Raw genomic sequence first — 18,195 nt, 5'->3', positions numbered from 1 at the left:
CCATTCCTCATCGCTTGAATTGAAACTTCGCTGCATCTGGCGTGACGCTTGCTCCGCTTCCGCTGAGGTTCGCTGGACTGGGTTTTCAAGCGCACGGATCGCTGTGGAATGTTGCTTCGACACAAAGGCAGCCGTCAACATTACGATTGGTCCAAGGATCTCAGGTGTTCTCCGAGCCTACCTTTTCGTTGCGCAGGCTACCGGAGCAGGGCGAGGAGCGAAATCAACCAAGCGTAAGGAGCACCCGATGTCGAACATGATGAAGGCGCTGGTGAAGGCCAAGGCCGAACCGGGCATCTGGATGGAAGAGGTGCCGGTGCCGGAAATCGGCCCCAACGACGTGCTGATCAAGATCAAGAAGACGGCGATCTGCGGCACCGACGTCCACATCTACAATTGGGACCAGTGGGCGCAGAAGACCGTTCCGGTGCCGATGGTCACCGGCCATGAGTTCGTCGGCACGGTCGCCGATTTCGGCGCCGCTGTCACCGAATACAAAGTCGGCCAGCGCGTCTCGGGCGAAGGTCACATCGTCTGCGGTCATTGTCGCAACTGCCGCGCGGGCCGGGGACATCTGTGCCGCAACACGCTTGGCGTCGGCGTCAACCGTCCTGGCGCCTTCGGCGAATATCTGGCGATCCCGCAGCACAATGTCGTGCCGATCCCCGACGACGTGCCCGACGAGATCGCCGCGATCTTCGATCCCTTGGGCAATGCGGTGCACACGGCATTGTCCTTCGATCTGGTCGGCGAGGATGTACTGGTCACCGGCGCCGGGCCGATCGGCATCATGGGCGCGCTCGTCGCGCAATGCGTCGGCGCGCGAAAAGTGGTCATCACCGACATCAATCCGGTGCGGCTGGCGCTGGCGAAAAAACTCGGCGTCCAGCATGTGGTCGACGCGTCGAAGGAAAAGCTGCGCGACGTGATGCCGGCGCTCGGCATGACCGAGGGGTTTGACGTCGGTTTGGAGATGTCGGGTGCGGCGCCCGCCTTCCGCGACATGATCGATACCATGAACAATGGCGGCAAGATCGCCATTCTGGGCATTGCGCCGACCGGCTTCGAGATCGACTGGAACAAGGTCATCTTCAAGATGCTGCATCTCAAGGGCATCTATGGCCGCGAGATGTTCGAGACCTGGTATAAGATGATCGCGCTGGTGCAGGGCGCGCTCGATGTGAGCGGCCTGATCAGCCTCCGCATCGGCATCGATGATTTTCAGGTAGGCTTCGATGCGATGCGCAGCGGCAGTTCCGGCAAGGTGGTGATGGACTGGTAGGGCGATTGGCCGGAAGTAGCCTTTCGGCAACGCTGGAGGGACAGCCTCTCTGGCCTGCCGGCCATCTTTCCGCGGAGGGAGCATGGCTGGTGCAAGCAATAGCTCCTCCGCAATGTGCGCCGCTCAATCGCCCGCGACGCATCGTGGGCGATCAGAGGACGCTGCGCTTGTGGCAATTCGCCCAGATCGGTCAAGGAATGCTCACAGGCCTGACGCGATCGGCTGTTTTCCAAACGCCTATGATCGAGGCCGTGGCACGAATTGCAGGAGAAAACGCCTGAGGATGAGAGGCGTGGATCGAAGAACAGTGCCTTGCCGAGGGCAATCTTCTCCGGCGTGCTCGGGTTGGTGACTGCCGGTATGGAGGGCAAGGGCTTGAAGATGGCCAGTGCCGTTTCTCTCAGGTCTGGCGGAATGGACTGCGCAGCAAAAGCTGTGGCTGCCACAAGCGCAACAGCCACCGCAGGGGATAGGATTTTCATAGATGGAGTCCTTACGATGTGCACGCAAACCATTCTCCACATGCGGCTCGCGAACGCCCTGCGCTAGATCAGCAGATGAAGGGAATCGTACCTGCCGAGCAAGCCAATCGAGCGGCGGAGCAGTGACTGCGGTTCATCGCCCGACGGCGGACTCCAACGGTGGGGCGCGCGCAATCGCTGTTTGTTCGGTGAGGGTTTGGTCGGTTCCGTGGCCTGTCGCCGCATGCTGCCGCTGCGCCAACCTGTTTCATAGGCGCCTTCTGCCCACCGAGTGCACGGCTCATGGTTTACAAGGTTTCTGCGTCTTGCCTCTGCAATTCAGACGGACGAGATCGGGACTGAACGGCGGATAACGGCGCAGTTAGCGATTACCGCGCAGATCAGTGTCACGACAGCGTGAAGTGGACTATGACCTCAATGCTGGACGAGCAACGAACAATCCTGTCGCGAGATTTGTTGCTTTCATCGGAAATCATCACTAGAAGCGACGCTCCGCAGACCAATCCACTGGAGAGTTTCATGCCAGAAGAAGACCTCGAAAACACCAACAATCTCATCGACCTTACCGCGGATGTTGTCTCAGCCTATGTTTCCAACAATCCCGTACCGGTGGGGGAGCTGTCTGCTCTGATCGGCCATGTGCACGAAGCTTTGAGACGCACGGCGGCCGGTCGCGTCTCGGCACAAGAGCCGACGGTATTGACGCCGGCCGTCCCGATCAGAAAATCGGTGACGCCGGACTACATTGTCTCCCTTGAGGACGGCAAGAAATTCAAGTCGCTAAAGCGTCATCTGTCGACCCATTACGGGCTGAGTCCTGACGAATATCGCGCCAAATGGGGTCTGCCGGCGGACTATCCCATGGTCGCGCCGAACTATGCGGCTGCACGCTCTGCCCTGGCCAAGACGATGGGACTCGGCCGCAAGCCGAAAGAGCCCGAAGTCTCGGCGCCCGAAAAGCGGTCTAGAAAGAAGGTACTAGCGTGACTTCCTCCATCCAGACCCGTTGTGGGGCTGGCGGCTCGATCGGCATGATGTGAGCGAAACACTCGAAAAGGCGGGATCAAGTCCCGCCTTTTCCTTGCACGGTGTGATTGCACGCCGCGAAGCGGAATGGAACTGACATAGCGCAGAGACACAGGGAACCGCAGCGGTAAAAGGACCAACTTTTCAGCTTGGGACGGAACCGTTGCAGACCTCTACCCTGAAAGAATGTCGCGAGGCTCTCCTGCCTTGGTACACCATCTATCCGACTGTGCCGGAGTTCACCGCCAGCGTGGGGGTCGTAAGCTATGAGGAATGGCTAAGAGGTCTGCCGGCTGACGATCCGGTGTCGCTCTATCTTCACATTCCGTTCTGTCGATCGATTTGCTGGTATTGCGGCTTTCCGACCACGATTGCCCGCAATCAGGGTCCGATCCTCGATTATCTAGCCGTTCTGCGCGACGAGATCCGTTTGGTCTCGGATCAAGTGCAGCAGGGGCTCGTCATCAACGACGTGCATTTCGGCGGTGGAACCCCGACTCTGATCGGGGCAGCGGAGTTCTTGGCCATGATCGAACTGCTGCGCCGCCGCTTCGCGTTCAGGGAGTCCGCTACGATCGCCGTCGAAATTGACCCGCGCACGTTCACGGCCGAGATCGCCGAAGCATTGGGAGCAGCCAATGTGAGCCGCGCGAGTCTCGGGGTGCAGAGCTTTGATCCGATTGTTCAAAAAGCGATCAACCGGGTCCAGAGCGAGGCGCAGACGGCCGCTGCCGTCGAAGAGCTGCGCCGGCATGGAGTAAGCGGCATCAACGTCGATCTCATTTTCGGTCTTCCGAACCAGACGGTAGAGTCCTGCGTCCAGACTGCGGCGGCGACTGTCGCCATGCGTCCTGACCGGCTTGCTGTGTTCGGCTACGCGCACATCCCATCGGTGATAAGGAATCAGCGCCTGATCGAGAAGACTGCGCTGCCGGACAGCGCCGCCCGCGCCGAACAGGCTGCGGCCGTGGCAGAGACGCTGGTTGCGGCCGGCTACCGAGAGATCGGCCTCGACCATTTCGCCTTGCCGGACGACGAACTTACAATGGCGCAGACCAGCGGTCGGTTACGGCGTAACTCGCTGGGTTACTCGGCCGACACCTGCAAAACCCTGATCGGTTTCGGCGCGTCGGCCATCGGGCGGGTCGGCGAGGGTTACGTCCAGAACGAAGTGACACGTGAGTCCTACAACCGGCACATAGCAGCTGGCCGCCTGGCGACGTCAAAAGGCTACCGGCTCACAGACGAAGACCGCGTGCGAGCCGCAATCATCGAGCGGCTGATGTGCGATTTGCAGGCCGATGTGCCGGCAATTTGTGCGGCCTTTGGATTCGATCCAACTCGCCTCCTCGATTCGGCTGCTGAGCGCCTGGCGAAGCTCGCCGAGGAAGGGATACTTGACATCGAAAAGGGTTTCATCCGGGTGCGGCAGGAGCATCGCTTCGTGGTTCGCGCTGTTGCTGCCGCATTCGATGCTTTTCTCGACCGGGTTGTCCCATAAGCACAGCCAAGCAGCGTGAGCGGAGCCAAAGCGATAAGCTCGTGCCAAACCGCACGCTCGTAAAACTGCCGCAGGCCCCGGCCCCGGCGCCCCTGCGCGGATTGAAGTGTTTGACCTTCCCGAATGGAGGAGCGTGCCGCCGATAACGCGTCACAGTCATACAACGGTGACTGGTTTTGCGAGATGCCCGGCCGGTCGACATGTGTGCCTATGAATACCACGGCTTCGCAGGCAAGAAACTGGGCGGGAACGACAAGATCGTCGGCGCGATTGTCCATGGCCCGCGGCATTAGGCTTACATCGCATCGAGTTCGATGCGGCAGCTCTCGTTCATCAGTGATGAGATCAACAGGTTTGGAATTATGGACGGAACTGGCCTAGCCATAGCTAGTAACGACGTGGGTACGATCCGAGAATTCTCAGGCCATCAATTTCCGCCAACGCAGCCAGCGCCGGGTGCGTCAAAACGTGGCCTGCGACATCGATGACATAGTGATGGGTGTCCAGTCGCTCGCATGTCGGACGCTCATTGACATTGAGAACGGCCAAATCTTCCTTCGAGAACCTGTTCAGGACACAACTGAGATTTTGCTCTGAAACGCGGAGGTGAAGTGTTGTTCGGTCAAATCCTGAAGGCTCAGGGGTCCTGCGCCCGAGCACCCACCACCGCGTAACGTTATGCAGCCCTTCTTCAATTCCTGTTCGCAATATCTGCAGATTGTACAGCTTGGCACCAAGCGCAGGACCAAATGCCGCTATCCAGGGAGAGTTTTGCTCAGCCACGAAACATGTCGCTCCCCCACGGCTCTCTCGCTCGACGTTGGGCATGTTCTCGTCGAGCCACCCGGCCACCTCCTGCAGGGCCACGGGGTGGCCCACCACCTTTGTGATCATCGAGAAACTCGCGTCCTTGCTGGCCATGAGGCTGTAGCTCAGGACCTTCGGGTACTCGGCGACAATCGTGGGAGACCTCAAGCTCAAGACTTGGTCGAGGTAGGGAGTGGCTCCGACCAGAGAGGTCGTAGCTGGGACGCAGGCAATGTCGACGCAGCCATTCTCATATGCTTCGAACAATCCGACGCTGAACGGGACGAGTTCAACTCGGTCACCAAAGAGGTCCAGCGAGGCTTGATGGGTCCAGGTCCCCTCAGGGCCAATGTACCCTGCCCTCTTGATTCCGGAGGTGTCGATGGCTGGAGGCTGGCTCAATTGCTCGTTCATTCCCCGGCACACTCGATCGATAATGCGTCAGAGCCCTCATTCATGAAAATCACACGCACGGGGTTCATGACCGAAAAATAGCATTGATCGGTGTGAAGCGACCGGACCCACAAGAAGCTCGCAGCTTGATCTCATTTGTCCAGATTCGTTCTGATGCGCGCGGTTGCCGTCGGCATCTGCTGCGTAAGAATCTACTGCAGAAAATAAGAGGCTGGGGACCCGCCCCTCTTCACTTGCAAACATCTTGTTTCAGTAGAACTTAGCAGCTTCCCGCAATCCGCCGCCCGGTTAGCGGGAGATCCGTGTTCTTGCCCGCTCCTATAGCTGGTCAGTGGCACTTCTGCCCGGCTCTTGCCGGGCAGAAGCAGAAAAAGTCAGCCAGCTTTGCTGAGACTGCCTGCGGAGGACTTGCCAGTACGGCGGTCCTGTTCGACCTCGTAGTTGATCTTCTGGCCCTCATTAAGGGTCGAAAGGCCCGCTCGTTCGACAGCGGAAATGTGGACGAAAACGTCCTGACCTCCGTTGTCAGGCTGGATAAAACCGAATCCCTTGGTGCTGTTGAACCACTTTACCGTTCCAGTCGCCATAACGTATTCCTTTGTAACCATTCAATGCAGGCAGGCCATAAGCCAGGTCCGCTTCATATCCGAGATTTTAGAGGCAGCAAAAGTGAAAATAGCAAAAGCTCGGTTCAAATCGCAAACCGGCTCGCGCTCCTCGTGACCGCCTGTCGCCCCGAAGCGTCTCCCGCCCTGGCGCTCCGTTATGGGCTGAACCGCCCAGCCATATAGCGTTCGAGCTTGAGCTTGCGCTTTTCCCAATCCCGCCTCCCCTCCGCGCCCAATTATTTGACCCCTTATGGACTGTGCGACGGTCAGCGTTCGCCCGGGCGGAACTGGTCAAGGTTGCGTAGCCCGGGCGAGCGCGGATCGCGCTTGGCAGATGGAGGGTGATCAGGGGCGGCTCTTGAAGCGCCAGGACTCGTGTGGAAAGCTGTCAGGCATTGGTGCTGCTGCCTTGCAAGTTTTTGCTGTCGTGAAAGGACAAGTTTTTACTTCACATCCCATGAGGATGATGTTCCCATAGTCTTTTTGCGCGAGGATCCTCACCCGTATGGGGCAAGACCCTGCCTCGCCGAAGGCCGCAGGGGCTTAGCCCACTCTACAACGACGCGATAGAAGCCTTCTTGATGGGGCAGGTCCGGGCCATTGTGCAGGAACCGGGCTCCCACCGAAAACAACTCACACTGGGTAGAAAGGCTCGGAAACGCCGCAAACCAACCCTGCAAAATCGGAAAACGGCAGGAATGCTGGAAATTCGGTGAAAAAAGCCGCGAAGCCGATGGCGCGTCCTTGCGCGGAACCCTCGATTGGCTCGTGTCCACGGGCAGGCAAGCTGAGACTTACCGGTCGATCGCGGACCAGCCGCGCGCTCGCATACTGCGCCACGGCAGTTAGCCCTTTGAATTGCAGCGTTCTCGACATGGCGACGGCTGGCGGCGCGCCGTTCGACGTTATTGTCGTGCATTTCTTTTCCCGCTTTGCCCGCGATCATTTGATCGCTCGGATTATCATGATTAGTGACAGGTATCGGCGAAGCCGCCAACGCGACGCTGCCGCGACTGCGCTTTCCACCGTTGCTCGATCAGTCCCACGGAGATTGTTTCCAGGTTTCATGAACGGCATCCACGAGCGCTGCGGCTAGATCTTTGACATCGGTTTCGCTCATTGGGGTCGAGAGCGCGCCAGAGCAATTCGTCGTCATTAGAAAACTCCGTTCCAGCATTGCAAGGTGCACCTTTGCGAGCGCCGCCTTCTGCAATGCGCTTGGGAACGAGGTCCGGTAGTTTCGGATCACTTCAGTCTTCAGGTGGAGCCGAAAGAGGGAGCTCGCGCCGGTAACCTGCGCGGGAAGTTCGCGCCTTCTGAGTTGCTCGATGATTTCACTGCGAAGCGTTTCCCCCAACTGGTTTAGACGGGCCACGGCATCCTTTGTGTATGATTGCAGTGCCGCCAGCCCAGCTGTCATGCTGAGCGGGTTTGCGCTGAACGTGCCGCCGTGGGACACGGCTGGCTTGCCCCTGGTGTGATCGAAGACCGCCATGTACGACGCAGGCCCCGCTACGGCTCCAACGGGCAAACCTCCGCCGATGATCTTGCCCAAAGCTACAAGATCCGGCTCAAAGCCGAAGATGTCGTGGGCGCCACCGAAACCGACGCGGTAAGAAACGACCTCGTCAACCACAAGCAGGATGCCGTAGCGGTTACAGCAATCCTGGATGACCTCCCGCAAATCCGCCTCTATCGGAACCATGCCCACGCGGGAAGCAACTGGATCGAGAAGGATCGCGGCGAGGCGCTCATGGTGTGCACGGATGAGCTCTCTGCACGTCTCGGGCTCGTTGTAAGGAAGGACAAGGACATCCGCGGCAGTAGAGGCGGGAGTTCCTTTGGCATAGAGCACACTGCTAGGCGACGAATCGCCCCAGTTGTCTGGTGCAGAATCAAGGCTCACTTCCACATAGTCATAGGCGCCGTGATATGCGCCCTCGAACTTGGCAATCATCGGGCGCCCTGTAATAGCGCGAGCGGCCTTGACGGCGAACATAACAGCCTCGGTGCCGGAGCTCGTAAAGCGGACCTGCTCAAGTTTCGGCGAACGTGTCGTGATTGCTTCCGCAAGTCTGGCCTCGCTTGTGGTCGGAAGCCCGAATGCGGTGCCGTCGTCCAGAACCGTGTGCAGCGCCTCGATCACCGGCGGAAAGGCATGGCCGTGAACGAGCGAGAAGAAGTTGTTTGCGCAGTCGAAGACCTTGCTGCCGTCCGCGTCAGTAATCCAGCAGCCCGCTCCTGCCACAGCATAAGGCGGGTGGGGAGCGAAAAACTGCGCAGCACGCATGCTGCCGCCGGGCGTGATCTCTAGTGCTCGTTGAAACTCCTCGCGAGATTTTGGCCCAACGACCTCTCCCCGGTTGTGGCCTAGCCCTGAAATGCGCTGCATGTCCGAACTCCTTGACTACCTTTGTCGAGATGGCGAGGCGCTACGAAAATTTGCTGCCATTTTTTGCGCTGACAGCGAGTTCTGATGGAGGCTTACACCATCAACACGGATCGAGAATGCTGCCTGCTTTCGTGGCGGAATCGCAGCCCGCCGGCACTCTGGTGCCGCAACGATCACGCAAAAGTTCGGGGTCAGCATGCCGGCATCGCGGACTAGTTTCTGGCAATGATCTTGTCGAGCGCTAGCCATGTCCGAGCGGCCCGGTCCGGTATACGGGATGCCCGCCGGGTAGGCGGGAAGGTGGGTGAGACCGCTTCTCGCCCTGACTACCGTACGCATGTTGAAGGCGATCCCCGAGGACCCCGGCTTGCGGAGGGGCGGCATAAACCACACGAGCGAAGCGAGCAGATCTTTATCGCCGTTGCACCGCGGCATCTGGTGGCCGCCTCTCGCAGTACCGCGCCGTCACGCTTTTGACCTCGCCGCGGTGGTCGGCCTCCAAGGCGCGGCTATCCGAACCGATTGATCATTCCGGTGTAATCATGGATTTATACGACGACTACGCGCATCAGCTACTCCCTGAGATGCGCACCGTCACGTTCCGCGCGCAGTTGGATGATCGAGAGGAACAACTCGTCTGGCCTCCCGGACGTAACTGCCACCATGCAATTGACGTGCCACCGAGGAGTGCGATCAAAGGACGAAAACCACGCATTCATGACACTCGGGCGGGATGCCGGCGCGTCAGTTGTGTCGGGTTTCGAACCTAAGACGTCTTCATTCGGACACGGCCGGACACAAGAACAGTGAAGTCGTCTCCTCGACTTAAAAGTTAGAGGCCCGAGCTCGAGGCAACAAGAAACATGCGATCGGCGCCCATGCTATCTACAAACTGGATCCCTCCAACTCGCTTGCAGCCCCGCTCGTCGGAGCGGAGCTCGAGAAGCTCGGCATCGACAACATTCAGCGCCCCACAGCCTGATTCATCCGGTGATGCTCGATCAAGTCAGGGCAACGGCGGAGCTGCTTCCGGCCGAGCCCGCCATTACGATTCGCGTTCCTTCTGCCTTTTCTCGGGGATTTAATGCGGTTCGGTGAGAAAGGCCGGCGGAGCTGTTTCTCGCGGGCGTGCGAAGCACCTGCCGATTCAGTCGACCGATCCGCCGTGGGCGACATGCTTGCCGCCGATATCGGCGAGTATCAGATTGGCAATTTCCTTGTCGCGCATCAGGTCGAAGAGGGCGTCGTCGGCTTGCCAGCAAGCGGCCATATCGACATTCAGGTGATTGCCAAGCGCCTCGATGACGGCGCTGCCGGCTTCGACCGTCTCGGCCATGACAAGGCTGAGAACGCGCAGGACATCGTCGTCGCAAAGTGCCAGCAAACGGGCGAAGACGGTGCAGAGGGCAAAGGCGTCGCCATTGCCGCCGGCTATCGCACCCTCCTCGTCGGCCTGCCCAAGCAGCGCAAGAACCGCGCGCCGTTTTTCGGCGAATGCGGCTTCGGCCCTGGACGCGGCAATGCTTGCCGCCACCGCTTCATTGGCGGTGCGCTGCGGCTCGCGGCGAACCTGCCACAGGCCCGAACCTGCGACGGCATGCGCCACCATCAGGCGCAGCGCGACCCCCGGATGGTCGAGCATGGCGGTACGCACGGCACCGTGGCGGTGCAGATCGACATAGTTCTGCATCGGCCCGGTGAGTTCCGGTCGCGACGGCTTGGCTGGGGTTTCTTCATGCTCGCCGCCCTCGCCTTGTGCGCGAGCGCGGCGGGCCTCCTTGCGTGACAGCCAGCCCTCGTGGCACTCGACCGCGCCGCGATGCGAGACTGATATGAAGACCTTGCCGCCCTTCTTCCTCGGCGTCTTCTCATAGTCCCATGACTGGAAATGCTGCCCCGGTTCCAGCACGGCCACCTCGGGCCAGCCGGCTTCCAGATAGGCATCGCGCTTGGCGGCGATGGCCTCGTTCTGCTTTTGCCAGAACAGGTCGGCATCGGCGAAATAGCTGTCCTCGCCGAACAGGTCGCAGACGATCAGGCCCGGACAATCCTCGACGGCAAACAGCGCCACCTTGGTGGATATCGACTGGCCGCCGAACAGCCATTGCTTCAACTGGTGGCCGCGCGGCGCGTATTGCTCCGGATCGGTATAAAGCGCCAGCCAATCCTTCTGCTGCGCCTTAGAGGCCATGGTCAGATGGCGCGTCGTCTCGGCGTCGATGTCCTCGCGCCGATAGGCTTCGCGGATTTTGGGAAGCAAGTCGCCTAGCGCCAGAATGCGTTTGACCAGAAGCTCGGTGATGCCGAAAGTGGCGGCGATGTCGGCAACGCTGCGGCCCTCCATGATCAGCCGCGAAAACGTCTCCCACTGCGACACCTCGTCGGGATCGAGCCGGGCGAAGTTTTCGATCAGCGAGGCCTCGAGCGCGCCGGCGTCGTCGCCGTCTTCCATGATGGCGCAGGGCAAGGCATCGCGCTGACCACGCTCGTCGGCGAGCGACTTCGCGGCGAAATAACGTCGCCGTCCGGCGACGATCTCGAATGTTTCCGGCGTGCCGTTGGGCCGCACCAGAAGCGGCACCAGGACGCCGCGCGCGCGAACCGATGGCAGGATGTCCGACACGTCGGGCGCGCGTTTGGAATGGCGCATGTTGAGCGCGGAAATGTTGAGCTTATCAAGCGGAATGTGGGCAAGTTGCATGGTTTGTCTCCTTGGTTGAGGGGTGGGATTTCCCCGCCGCAGAGGCTGTAAGCCGGCGCGGCGGGACGGTTTTCGCGCCTAGCGGCGCGTCTGTTCCGCCGTGTCGGGCGGAAGCTTGGAATGGGCGTTGCCAAGGGCTTCTGCCGCCTGTCGCAGCAGCCGGTCGGCTTCGGTGATGTGGCCGGCGCTGTACGCTGCCTGGGCGTAGACGGAGAGCGGAAAGCGCGGCTTGAAGCAGAGGTCGCGCTCGATGCCGAGGCCAAGCCGCCCCTTGACGCTTGCAAGCTCGGCAAGGCTGACGCTGCCGAGTTCGGGGAAGCCGAAGCCGAGGTCGCAAAGGCCGAACATTGTGTCGCCGTCGGCGTCGAGTTCGGTGAGAAGCCAGGTTGCTGGCCCGGTCGGATCGAACAGTTTGACCACCGGGACATGGTCGGTTTCGGTGTCGGTTGCGCCATTAGCGAGCAGCCGGGCGCAAAGGTCGTCGGTAATCAGGATCATGGGAAAACTCCTCTCAAAACAGGTCGAGTTGATTTCTGGCGTTCGGCGGGAGAAAGATTCACTGGATCTTTCTCTGATCCGCCTCACCATCGAACAGCCCGATATCGAGCGGCTTCTGCGCCGCGCGCGGGCGCATCGGCCAAAAGGGCAAGGCGGTCGCGCGTGGTGACCGGCCGGACGCCGGGAATGAGCGTCTGCTCGCCTTGCGGCGTCGGTTCGGTCTGCAGGGTGTCGCGATCGCGTGCGCTCATGCCGCGATCTCGTCTTGTTGCGCGCCTTCGGCCTCGGCGTTGAAGCCCAGTAGAAAATCGGCGGCCTTGGAGGCAAGACTGGCGGCGCGGAAGATGGCGCGATTGTCCTCGCGCAGCACCTTCAGCCATGCGCCGATATAGTCGGCATGGCGCACGGTCGGCTCGATGCCGAGGGTCGAGCAGACAAAGGCAGCAGTGATTTCGGCAACCAATTCCTCGCGCGCATAGGTCTTGGAACCGAAGGCGCTGGAGAGGTCGCGCGCCAGCCGCGCCGGGTGGCCGGTCCAGTGGCCAAGCTCGTGGAAGCAGGTGCGGTAATAGTCGATCTGGTGAAAGAATGCCGGCTGCGGCGGCACCTGAATGGTGTCATTGCCCGGCATGTAGAAAGCGCGATCGCCGCCGATGCGGAAATCCGCGCCGATTCCTCGAATAAGCGCCTCGGCCTGCGGGATGATTTCGCGCTCGGGCAGCGGCTCGGCGGCGGCATGGAGATGGTCAGGCAGGTTCTCGCACTGCGCCACGTTGAAGACGGTAAAGCGCTTCAGGAAAGGGACCGCCTGCGGTTCGTCGCCATCGGCCTTGGCGCGTTCCTTTTCGTCCTTGGGAACAAAGCGGTCGGCATGCACTATTGTTGTGCCGCGCTCGCCCTTCCTGACATTGCCGCCAAGGACAAGCGCCTGCCGGAAGGTCAGCCAGTTCTGGCTGGGATAGCTGCGCTCGATGACGGCGCCCCACAGGATGAGGATGTTGATGCCGGAATAGCGGCGCCCGGTGGCCGCGTTGCTGGGTAGGCCGAGGTCGGCCTTTGCGCTGCCCCATGGCTTGACCCATGGCACGGTGCCGCGCTCCAGTTCGGCAATGATGCGGTCCGTGATTTCCTGATAAAGGCTGGCGCCCGGGCGCCCGCCCCTGCCCGCGCCAGCCTCTCGGCTGCCGGAACGCTGGTGTTTTGCAGACATCGTCTGGTCCTCCGCTCTTCTATCCCGCGCCTTTCCCCGGAAGCGGGGTGGGCGGCGAGACGCGACCGGAAAGGCCCGCCGTCGGAGGCGGACCGCATCCGAGGACCGGAACGAAGAGGAGGACCCGAAGCGAAGCGAAGGGTTGCGGGATGCCGCGGCGGGCCTAGAAGGGAGTGCCGCCCACCCCGCGCCGCCGGGAAAGGCCAACAAACAAACCGCGCCGGCCGACAGGCTGGCGACCGTCAGCAGCCGAAGGCTGCCCGCGCCAGGGGGCGAAGCCGGATGGCCGAGACCGCCTGAGCCTGTCGAAGAAAAAGCGGGCTCGGTTCACGAGCACCCGGCACGCGCCGTCAGGCGCGCGGGCGCGTCAAGCTTAGGCCAAATTGGGTTGTTCCGCATATTTGGTGCAGGGACTACTTTTTTCGGGTGTCCCTTTGTCCAGTTGGGCCAAGCGGCTGCCAGAAGTCGGCTTCCGGAGGAGTGGATAGGCGGCGCGCCCGTACATCTGGCGCTTGATCGTCTTGAGGCGGTTGATCTGGCCTTCGGCCGGGCTCGTGCTCCAGGACTGGTGATTGACGCCCGGACACCTCAATGTCACGGCTGAGACCTACTGCAAGGGAAGCCAGTTCGCTGTTCATGGCATCCCCGATCCATTGACCGAGGCCTGCGTCGTCGTCGCCACGTATCATCGCGGCAAAGCGGCGGGCCAGGCCAGCCGCGATTGAAAGTTCCGGAGCATCTTCATGCAGATGGTGGAGGGACCGCTCGGTCTGCTCAACCGACGTCGCGTGCTTCGCGCTCGATCGCATCTGAAAGAATTGGGCCATTCCCTCGCGGCCGTGAATGTTCGGTGCGACGCGCTCTCAGTCGGCGGTGAACAACACGTCCGTTGGTACCGATCGTCCGATAAAGTTGAACGCGGGTTCTGAGTGCGGCTCGACGTTGTTCTGGAAGCCGACGATTGAAGGCTATCAGCTCACAGCTGTCGCAATGGGCCTATTCGATGGCCCAACCGGTTTGCATTTCTCCAAACACCATTTGTCGGGGACAAGGACGACTGCTGCGAGATCAGAGACGGTCTACCGCGGAACGACAGCTCGGCGAAAGAACGTCGTTCATATCGCGCCCACAGATTTCTGCGCCGTTGCGGACATCGGTTCGGCGTTCCGGTCGAGTTCGTTCAATCAGAACGAGGTCTTGATGCCGACCATAACCGTCGCCGCGGCAAAATCGCCGCCAACCCAGTCGTCGTTGCCGCCTGTCTCTGCGCCGGTGGGAATGTCATAGGTGTTGTAGTCGCCGCGAGCGGTGAACACCTTTTCGTAGGAACCGGAGACGAAGAAGCTGGTGCGCTCGTTGTACTGGTAGCCGACGCTGCCGCCGACCATCAGAACCGGCGCCGATTCAAAATCATCCTCGAAGCGCAGGTCACGCATCCAGTGATGATCGGTATCGCCGGCCGAGAAGGTCGTGCCGCCCTTCAGCGCAAAGCCGAAGTTCCAGCGATCCTGGACATAGGTCGCATCGATGCCGGCGAAGGCGACCGGCAATTTCTGCTGGTAGCTGATGCCCTTTGTGTCTCCTGGCCAGTCGCCAACCGAATCCCGGAAGCCGGCAACGCTGTAGACATAGGAGCCGCCATAGGCAGTCCACTTGACCGAGGTGTACTTGAAGCCACCGTTGACGTTGATCAGCAGCTGGTCGCTGACCTGGAAATCGTGGCCGAGCGCGACGGTTGCCGAATAGAAGTAATCAAGATCGGTTTCGGAATGGCGCGAACGGTTGCTCCAGTCGTTCCAGCCATCATTGGTCGAGAATCGCGGGATCCAGTCATAGTCTTCCATGTAGCTGTCGCCGCTGAAGGCGATCTGGCCGGAAAGCTTGCCGGTCCAGCCGGCCTCGCTGCGCGCCGTCATCTCGGCTGAAATGACCGGAGAGGAGCTTTCCCAGATAAGGTGGCTCAGCTTCGAGCTGCTGCCGGGAGCCCGATAGACTAGCTCGTTGGCCTCGATGTCGATGACGCCGACGCCGCCAACGAAAGAGAAATTGGGATTGTAGGGCGCCGGTTCGCTCACCACCGCGTCGCTGGCCATCGCCGGCCAAGCAGCGAGCAACGCTGCCGCTCCACCAAAGACTTTCGCGTACAATTTCATAAAACTGATCCGCCATTCAGCTATACGCTGCGTAACCGGTACACGTCACGTGCGGTCGTCTATGCAGCGCCCCTGTAGGTTGGCAAAATTGTCGCCCTCGACTCTGTTCCTCAACACTCAAGGAAACGCCGTTAGCGTGACCCGATTGACGGCGGTTTTTGCCGATGCGTTCCGGGCGGGCGGCGTGACGGGAACCTTGCATTATCTGAGGCACACATTTGCGATGACGATGCTGGTACGATTGCAGCGGCAGGCAGCGACCACGCCGGACCTCAATCCGCTGAGATCGTGCAGGTTGCTTTGAGCCAGTCCACAGCAGACACTCTGAGTCTAGATTATCCGACAGAGCCAAGGGCCGACTTCCTCGAACCCGTTCCGCAGATAGAAATCGAGCGTGCGCTTCCATTTTGGTTGCCCGGGCGCTGCAACCTCAAGTCGCTTCCAACCACGAGCACGGCTTTCCTGCGAGGCGACCTCAAGCAGATGAGGGGCAATCCCTTTGGAGCGCTTGTCGGGTCGAACATACAGCTCCGAAATATAGCCGAACTTGCCTCCTGCATAGATCGCCGTGCATTCATTCAGCACCATGATGCCGAGCGGCTCGTCATTTGCGCTTGCGATCACAGCGAGCACGCCGGCGTCGGCAAGCACTGTCTCCGCGCTTTGTCTGACGACGTCGGGCGTGGGCGCTTTCCCGCCAGAGAGTTCATCGAGTAGCGCGTGACTGAAACGGGCGACCGTCTCTGCGTCCGTTGCGTTGGCGCGGCGAGTAGATATGGAAGACATATTTTCTCCTTCTAGTGGTCAAAATCCCGATTCATGCTGCCATCCGCGCAGATCCGACTCACTCTTTTAAGTAACTCGGACGAAGGAACAGCATTTTTCATCAAAAGTATGATAAAAAAATGCCAAATAAATATTACAAGCATGCATGGTTCCGGATGACTTGAGGTGAATTGCGCGGATAGGAGACCTTCTTACAAAAAATCAACCCGGTTACTTCGCAACCGCACGGTGAAGCCGCCTTGCCGAGGTAAAAAGCGGGCTCGGTTCACGAGCACCCGGCACGCGCCGTCAGGCGCGCGGGCGCCCCTAGGAGCCGGTTGGATTCACCGAGGTTGATCGCGAATGCCCGCCCTTGCGCGGCGGTTTTACGAGCTCGCACGAACCGATGCTAATGCTTGGCGGGAATGGCAAGTTCGCCAGGAAACCCAAGCGCGACCCCTCCGATCTGACGGACGAGGAGGGGGATCGGATCGCGCCGCTATACCCAAGCCTGGGCGTTGATCCGTCGGCACGAGGTTGATTTCCGTGAGGTGATCAACGCTGTGCGCTCAGGTTTGCGGCTGGCGGATGCTGCCGGTCGGTTTCGGCGCCTACGACCCGGTCTACGGGCTGGTTCCGCAAGTTGGCGCGGCGTTTTCTGTTCCAGCTGGCGCTGGACCGGCGTGAGGCCAGTCCGACGGCGGTCGTGATCGGCAAGCAATCGGTAAAGGCTCCGCAAGCGGGAATAAGAGGTTACGATGCCGTCAAGAAGATTGTCGGCGGTAGCGCCACATTGGGACAGTGCTGGAGCCCGGCGATTCTGGATGAGATCTAAGCGCGGGCCTCGGCCTCGCGGACCTCTTAGCGGCGGGGCATCGGCTGTCCGGATGCCGGGTCGGCGCCGTTGCTTTTCAACGTGAACTGCCGCCAGCGCCGTTTTGCGAATCATCTCATGCTGGCATGAAGAGAGCGGTCCGCCTCACAGGTGCCCTCTATCCATCTCGCCTGCGCGAGTCTGACGTCAATGCGCTAAAAAGGGCGCCCGGGAACAGGGCGCCCCTTCTCATCGACGAAATGCTCGGATTGGAGGTCCGTAATCAAGCAATGCGCCGACAATTTTGTGGTCTCTTCACCGACCGGGCTGGTCTCGGGTGGTGGCGCTCGTAGTTGTCGCTGCGAGCGCTGGGACCTAGCCCTATCCCTTAGAACGAGCGCTGGAAGCGGAGGAGGCCGCCGAAGTTGTCGTCGTCATCGGCACCGGTCCAGTTGCTGACGGTCTCATCACCAAGATGGAAGTAGCTGGCTTCGGCCGTGATCGTCAGGCCGGGGACGATATCGTAGGCGATGTTCGCCACGACGCCGAGATTCTCACCTTCGTCATACGAGATCTGGGTGTTGAACGAGGTCTTCTCGTTGATGGTGTAGGTGCCACCGCCCCAGACTGCCCAATTGCCGCTCCACAGCTTGTACATGCCGCGGCCGCCGGCGGGGATTGCGAAACCGCCATCCGTGTAGTTGTCGTCCGTGCCGTAGCCGGCCATGATGAACAGCGACAGGTTCTCCATCGGGGTGACGTCGAGGCGAACCTTGCCGGCCACTTCTTCATAGTTGCTGTCGTAAGCGATGACGCCGGCGATGGCGCCCCAGCCCTGCGTCCACTTCACACCGCCGACTATATGCGGAACATAGCTGTCGATCGTGAAGTCGCCATAACCTTGTTCGAGCGAGACGACGGCCGAGAAGCCGTTGCCGGCGTCGAAGTAGTACTGGACGACGTTGGTGTCGAAACCGCCGTAGGGAACCAGCGTATCGTTCAAGACGTTGCCGGCGTAGCCGCTGAACGTATCGAAGGCCGATTCGTCCTTACCGACGCGCAGCCCACCGAGTTGGATCCAGGCGAAGTTCAGCGAAACGGCTCTGTTGTCGGCTTCGTTGAGGATCGGAGATGTATCGCCTTGGGTGTTGCGGAAGTTGAAGTTGGTCTGGGTGTACGTCTTCAACGTGCCGAGCTCGGTTTCCTGGCCGGTCCAGGTCTTCAGCGAGAAGCGAGCACGCTTCCAGTAGGTATCCTGATCGTCGCCGTCCTCGACGTCGACGGTCCCCGCACCGGTGAATGTGCCGATGTCGCCGACGCCGATGTCGTAGCGGACATAGCCGCCGATGCGCAGGCAGGTTTCGGTGCCGGGGATGTAGAAGTAGCCAGCGCCGTAGACGTCGCAGATCCTGACGTATTCAGCGGGTTCCGGCTCGGCGACGACGACGGCGTCGGCGGCGCGCGCACCGGAAACTGCGACCAGCGCCGCAGCTGAGCCGAGAAGAAGGCTCTTGATCTTCATTTTGATCTCCTTGAATGATT

At 60.5% G+C, this 18,195-nt stretch carries 16 protein-coding genes and 1 pseudogene; 6 read left to right on the top strand and 11 right to left on the bottom strand.

What is annotated here, in order from left to right; all coding sequences use genetic code 11:
* Positions 1-247: 247 nt before the first annotated feature.
* On the top strand, positions 248-1,282 hold the full coding sequence (gene tdh / locus AC0L3I_RS28965; RefSeq protein ID WP_473529153.1) for an L-threonine 3-dehydrogenase: 1,035 nt from the start codon (positions 248-250) through the stop codon (positions 1,280-1,282).
* Here the strand turns inward: tdh and AC0L3I_RS28960 are convergent.
* Positions 1,222-1,764: a cytochrome c peroxidase gene (locus AC0L3I_RS28960; protein ID WP_473529187.1), complete on the bottom strand. Its 543-nt coding sequence runs from the start codon at positions 1,762-1,764 to the stop codon at positions 1,222-1,224. The two genes, tdh and AC0L3I_RS28960, sit on opposite strands and share 61 nt — an antisense overlap.
* A gap of 519 nt (positions 1,765-2,283) precedes the next feature.
* On the opposite strand from AC0L3I_RS28960, the gene AC0L3I_RS28955 reads away from it, so the two are divergent.
* Positions 2,284-2,751 (top strand): Ros/MucR family transcriptional regulator, encoded by a 468-nt coding sequence (locus AC0L3I_RS28955; protein ID WP_473529152.1) that lies wholly within the window; start codon positions 2,284-2,286, stop codon positions 2,749-2,751.
* A gap of 202 nt (positions 2,752-2,953) precedes the next feature.
* Positions 2,954-4,291, top strand: coding sequence for an oxygen-independent coproporphyrinogen III oxidase (gene hemN, locus AC0L3I_RS28950; protein ID WP_473529151.1), 1,338 nt, complete (start codon positions 2,954-2,956; stop codon positions 4,289-4,291).
* A gap of 387 nt (positions 4,292-4,678) precedes the next feature.
* On the opposite strand, the gene AC0L3I_RS28945 is transcribed toward hemN, so the two are convergent.
* The 7 genes from AC0L3I_RS28945 to AC0L3I_RS28915 form a co-directional block, all read right to left on the bottom strand.
* Positions 4,679-5,512, bottom strand: a complete 834-nt coding sequence (locus tag AC0L3I_RS28945) for a prephenate dehydratase (RefSeq protein WP_473529150.1) — start codon at positions 5,510-5,512, stop codon at positions 4,679-4,681.
* A gap of 374 nt (positions 5,513-5,886) precedes the next feature.
* Entirely contained in the window at positions 5,887-6,099 is a 213-nt protein-coding gene (locus tag AC0L3I_RS28940; RefSeq protein WP_008874821.1) for a cold-shock protein, read from the bottom strand.
* Between the two features lie 1,057 nt (positions 6,100-7,156).
* Entirely contained in the window at positions 7,157-8,512 is a 1,356-nt protein-coding gene (locus AC0L3I_RS28935; protein ID WP_473529149.1) for an aspartate aminotransferase family protein, read from the bottom strand.
* 1,147 nt (positions 8,513-9,659) lie between these two features.
* Positions 9,660-11,213 (bottom strand): ParB/RepB/Spo0J family partition protein, encoded by a 1,554-nt coding sequence (locus AC0L3I_RS28930; RefSeq protein WP_473529148.1) that lies wholly within the window; start codon positions 11,211-11,213, stop codon positions 9,660-9,662.
* A gap of 78 nt (positions 11,214-11,291) precedes the next feature.
* Entirely contained in the window at positions 11,292-11,711 is a 420-nt protein-coding gene (locus tag AC0L3I_RS28925) for a DUF2958 domain-containing protein (protein ID WP_473529147.1), read from the bottom strand.
* A gap of 83 nt (positions 11,712-11,794) precedes the next feature.
* Complete coding sequence (locus tag AC0L3I_RS28920) at positions 11,795-11,962, bottom strand: hypothetical protein (protein WP_473529146.1); 168 nt, start codon at positions 11,960-11,962, stop codon at positions 11,795-11,797.
* Positions 11,959-12,921, bottom strand: a complete 963-nt coding sequence (locus AC0L3I_RS28915) for an ArdC family protein (protein WP_473529145.1) — start codon at positions 12,919-12,921, stop codon at positions 11,959-11,961. The genes AC0L3I_RS28920 and AC0L3I_RS28915 overlap by 4 nt, the downstream gene beginning before the upstream one ends.
* Before the next feature lie 572 nt (positions 12,922-13,493).
* Between AC0L3I_RS28915 and AC0L3I_RS28910 the strand changes: the two genes are divergently transcribed.
* Entirely contained in the window at positions 13,494-13,646 is a 153-nt protein-coding gene (locus tag AC0L3I_RS28910) for a hypothetical protein (RefSeq protein WP_473529144.1), read from the top strand.
* Between the two features lie 459 nt (positions 13,647-14,105).
* On the opposite strand, the gene AC0L3I_RS28905 is transcribed toward AC0L3I_RS28910, so the two are convergent.
* Entirely contained in the window at positions 14,106-15,074 is a 969-nt protein-coding gene (locus AC0L3I_RS28905; RefSeq protein ID WP_473529143.1) for an omptin family outer membrane protease, read from the bottom strand.
* A gap of 136 nt (positions 15,075-15,210) precedes the next feature.
* Between AC0L3I_RS28905 and AC0L3I_RS28900 the strand changes: the two genes are divergently transcribed.
* On the top strand, positions 15,211-15,378 hold the full coding sequence (locus AC0L3I_RS28900; protein WP_473529142.1) for a hypothetical protein: 168 nt from the start codon (positions 15,211-15,213) through the stop codon (positions 15,376-15,378).
* Positions 15,379-15,404: 26 nt separating this feature from the next.
* On the opposite strand, the gene AC0L3I_RS28895 is transcribed toward AC0L3I_RS28900, so the two are convergent.
* On the bottom strand, positions 15,405-15,725 hold the full coding sequence (locus tag AC0L3I_RS28895; RefSeq protein ID WP_473529141.1) for a GNAT family N-acetyltransferase: 321 nt from the start codon (positions 15,723-15,725) through the stop codon (positions 15,405-15,407).
* 520 nt (positions 15,726-16,245) lie between these two features.
* On the opposite strand from AC0L3I_RS28895, the pseudogene AC0L3I_RS28890 reads away from it, so the two are divergent.
* Positions 16,246-16,620 (top strand): annotated as a pseudogene (locus AC0L3I_RS28890) (transposase); the annotation flags it as partial.
* A 421-nt stretch (positions 16,621-17,041) separates the two neighbouring features.
* Here AC0L3I_RS28890 and AC0L3I_RS28885 read toward each other — a convergent pair.
* Positions 17,042-18,175 (bottom strand): porin, encoded by a 1,134-nt coding sequence (locus AC0L3I_RS28885; RefSeq protein ID WP_473529140.1) that lies wholly within the window; start codon positions 18,173-18,175, stop codon positions 17,042-17,044.
* Positions 18,176-18,195: the final 20 nt, after the last annotated feature.

It is taken from the genome of Mesorhizobium sp. WSM4840 (assembly GCF_055811755.1).
The sequence above is the reverse complement of the archived record's forward strand: the minus strand, read 5'-3'. Positions and strand labels throughout refer to the sequence as shown.

What these genes read in the sequence shown, in the direction of transcription:
- AC0L3I_RS28935 (WP_473529149.1), bottom strand. Translation starts at nt 8,512, where the DNA reads ATGCAGCGCATTTCAGGGCTAGGCCACAACCGGGGAGAGGTCGTTGGG.
- AC0L3I_RS28940 (WP_008874821.1), bottom strand. Translation starts at nt 6,099, where the DNA reads ATGGCGACTGGAACGGTAAAGTGGTTCAACAGCACCAAGGGATTCGGT.
- AC0L3I_RS28905 (WP_473529143.1), bottom strand. Translation starts at nt 15,074, where the DNA reads ATGAAATTGTACGCGAAAGTCTTTGGTGGAGCGGCAGCGTTGCTCGCT.
- AC0L3I_RS28920 (WP_473529146.1), bottom strand. Translation starts at nt 11,962, where the DNA reads ATGAGCGCACGCGATCGCGACACCCTGCAGACCGAACCGACGCCGCAA.
- AC0L3I_RS28960 (WP_473529187.1), bottom strand. Translation starts at nt 1,764, where the DNA reads ATGAAAATCCTATCCCCTGCGGTGGCTGTTGCGCTTGTGGCAGCCACA.
- AC0L3I_RS28955 (WP_473529152.1), top strand. Translation starts at nt 2,284, where the DNA reads ATGCCAGAAGAAGACCTCGAAAACACCAACAATCTCATCGACCTTACC.
- AC0L3I_RS28945 (WP_473529150.1), bottom strand. Translation starts at nt 5,512, where the DNA reads ATGAACGAGCAATTGAGCCAGCCTCCAGCCATCGACACCTCCGGAATC.
- tdh (WP_473529153.1), top strand. Translation starts at nt 248, where the DNA reads ATGTCGAACATGATGAAGGCGCTGGTGAAGGCCAAGGCCGAACCGGGC.
- AC0L3I_RS28915 (WP_473529145.1), bottom strand. Translation starts at nt 12,921, where the DNA reads ATGTCTGCAAAACACCAGCGTTCCGGCAGCCGAGAGGCTGGCGCGGGC.
- AC0L3I_RS28925 (WP_473529147.1), bottom strand. Translation starts at nt 11,711, where the DNA reads ATGATCCTGATTACCGACGACCTTTGCGCCCGGCTGCTCGCTAATGGC.
- AC0L3I_RS28930 (WP_473529148.1), bottom strand. Translation starts at nt 11,213, where the DNA reads ATGCAACTTGCCCACATTCCGCTTGATAAGCTCAACATTTCCGCGCTC.
- AC0L3I_RS28885 (WP_473529140.1), bottom strand. Translation starts at nt 18,175, where the DNA reads ATGAAGATCAAGAGCCTTCTTCTCGGCTCAGCTGCGGCGCTGGTCGCA.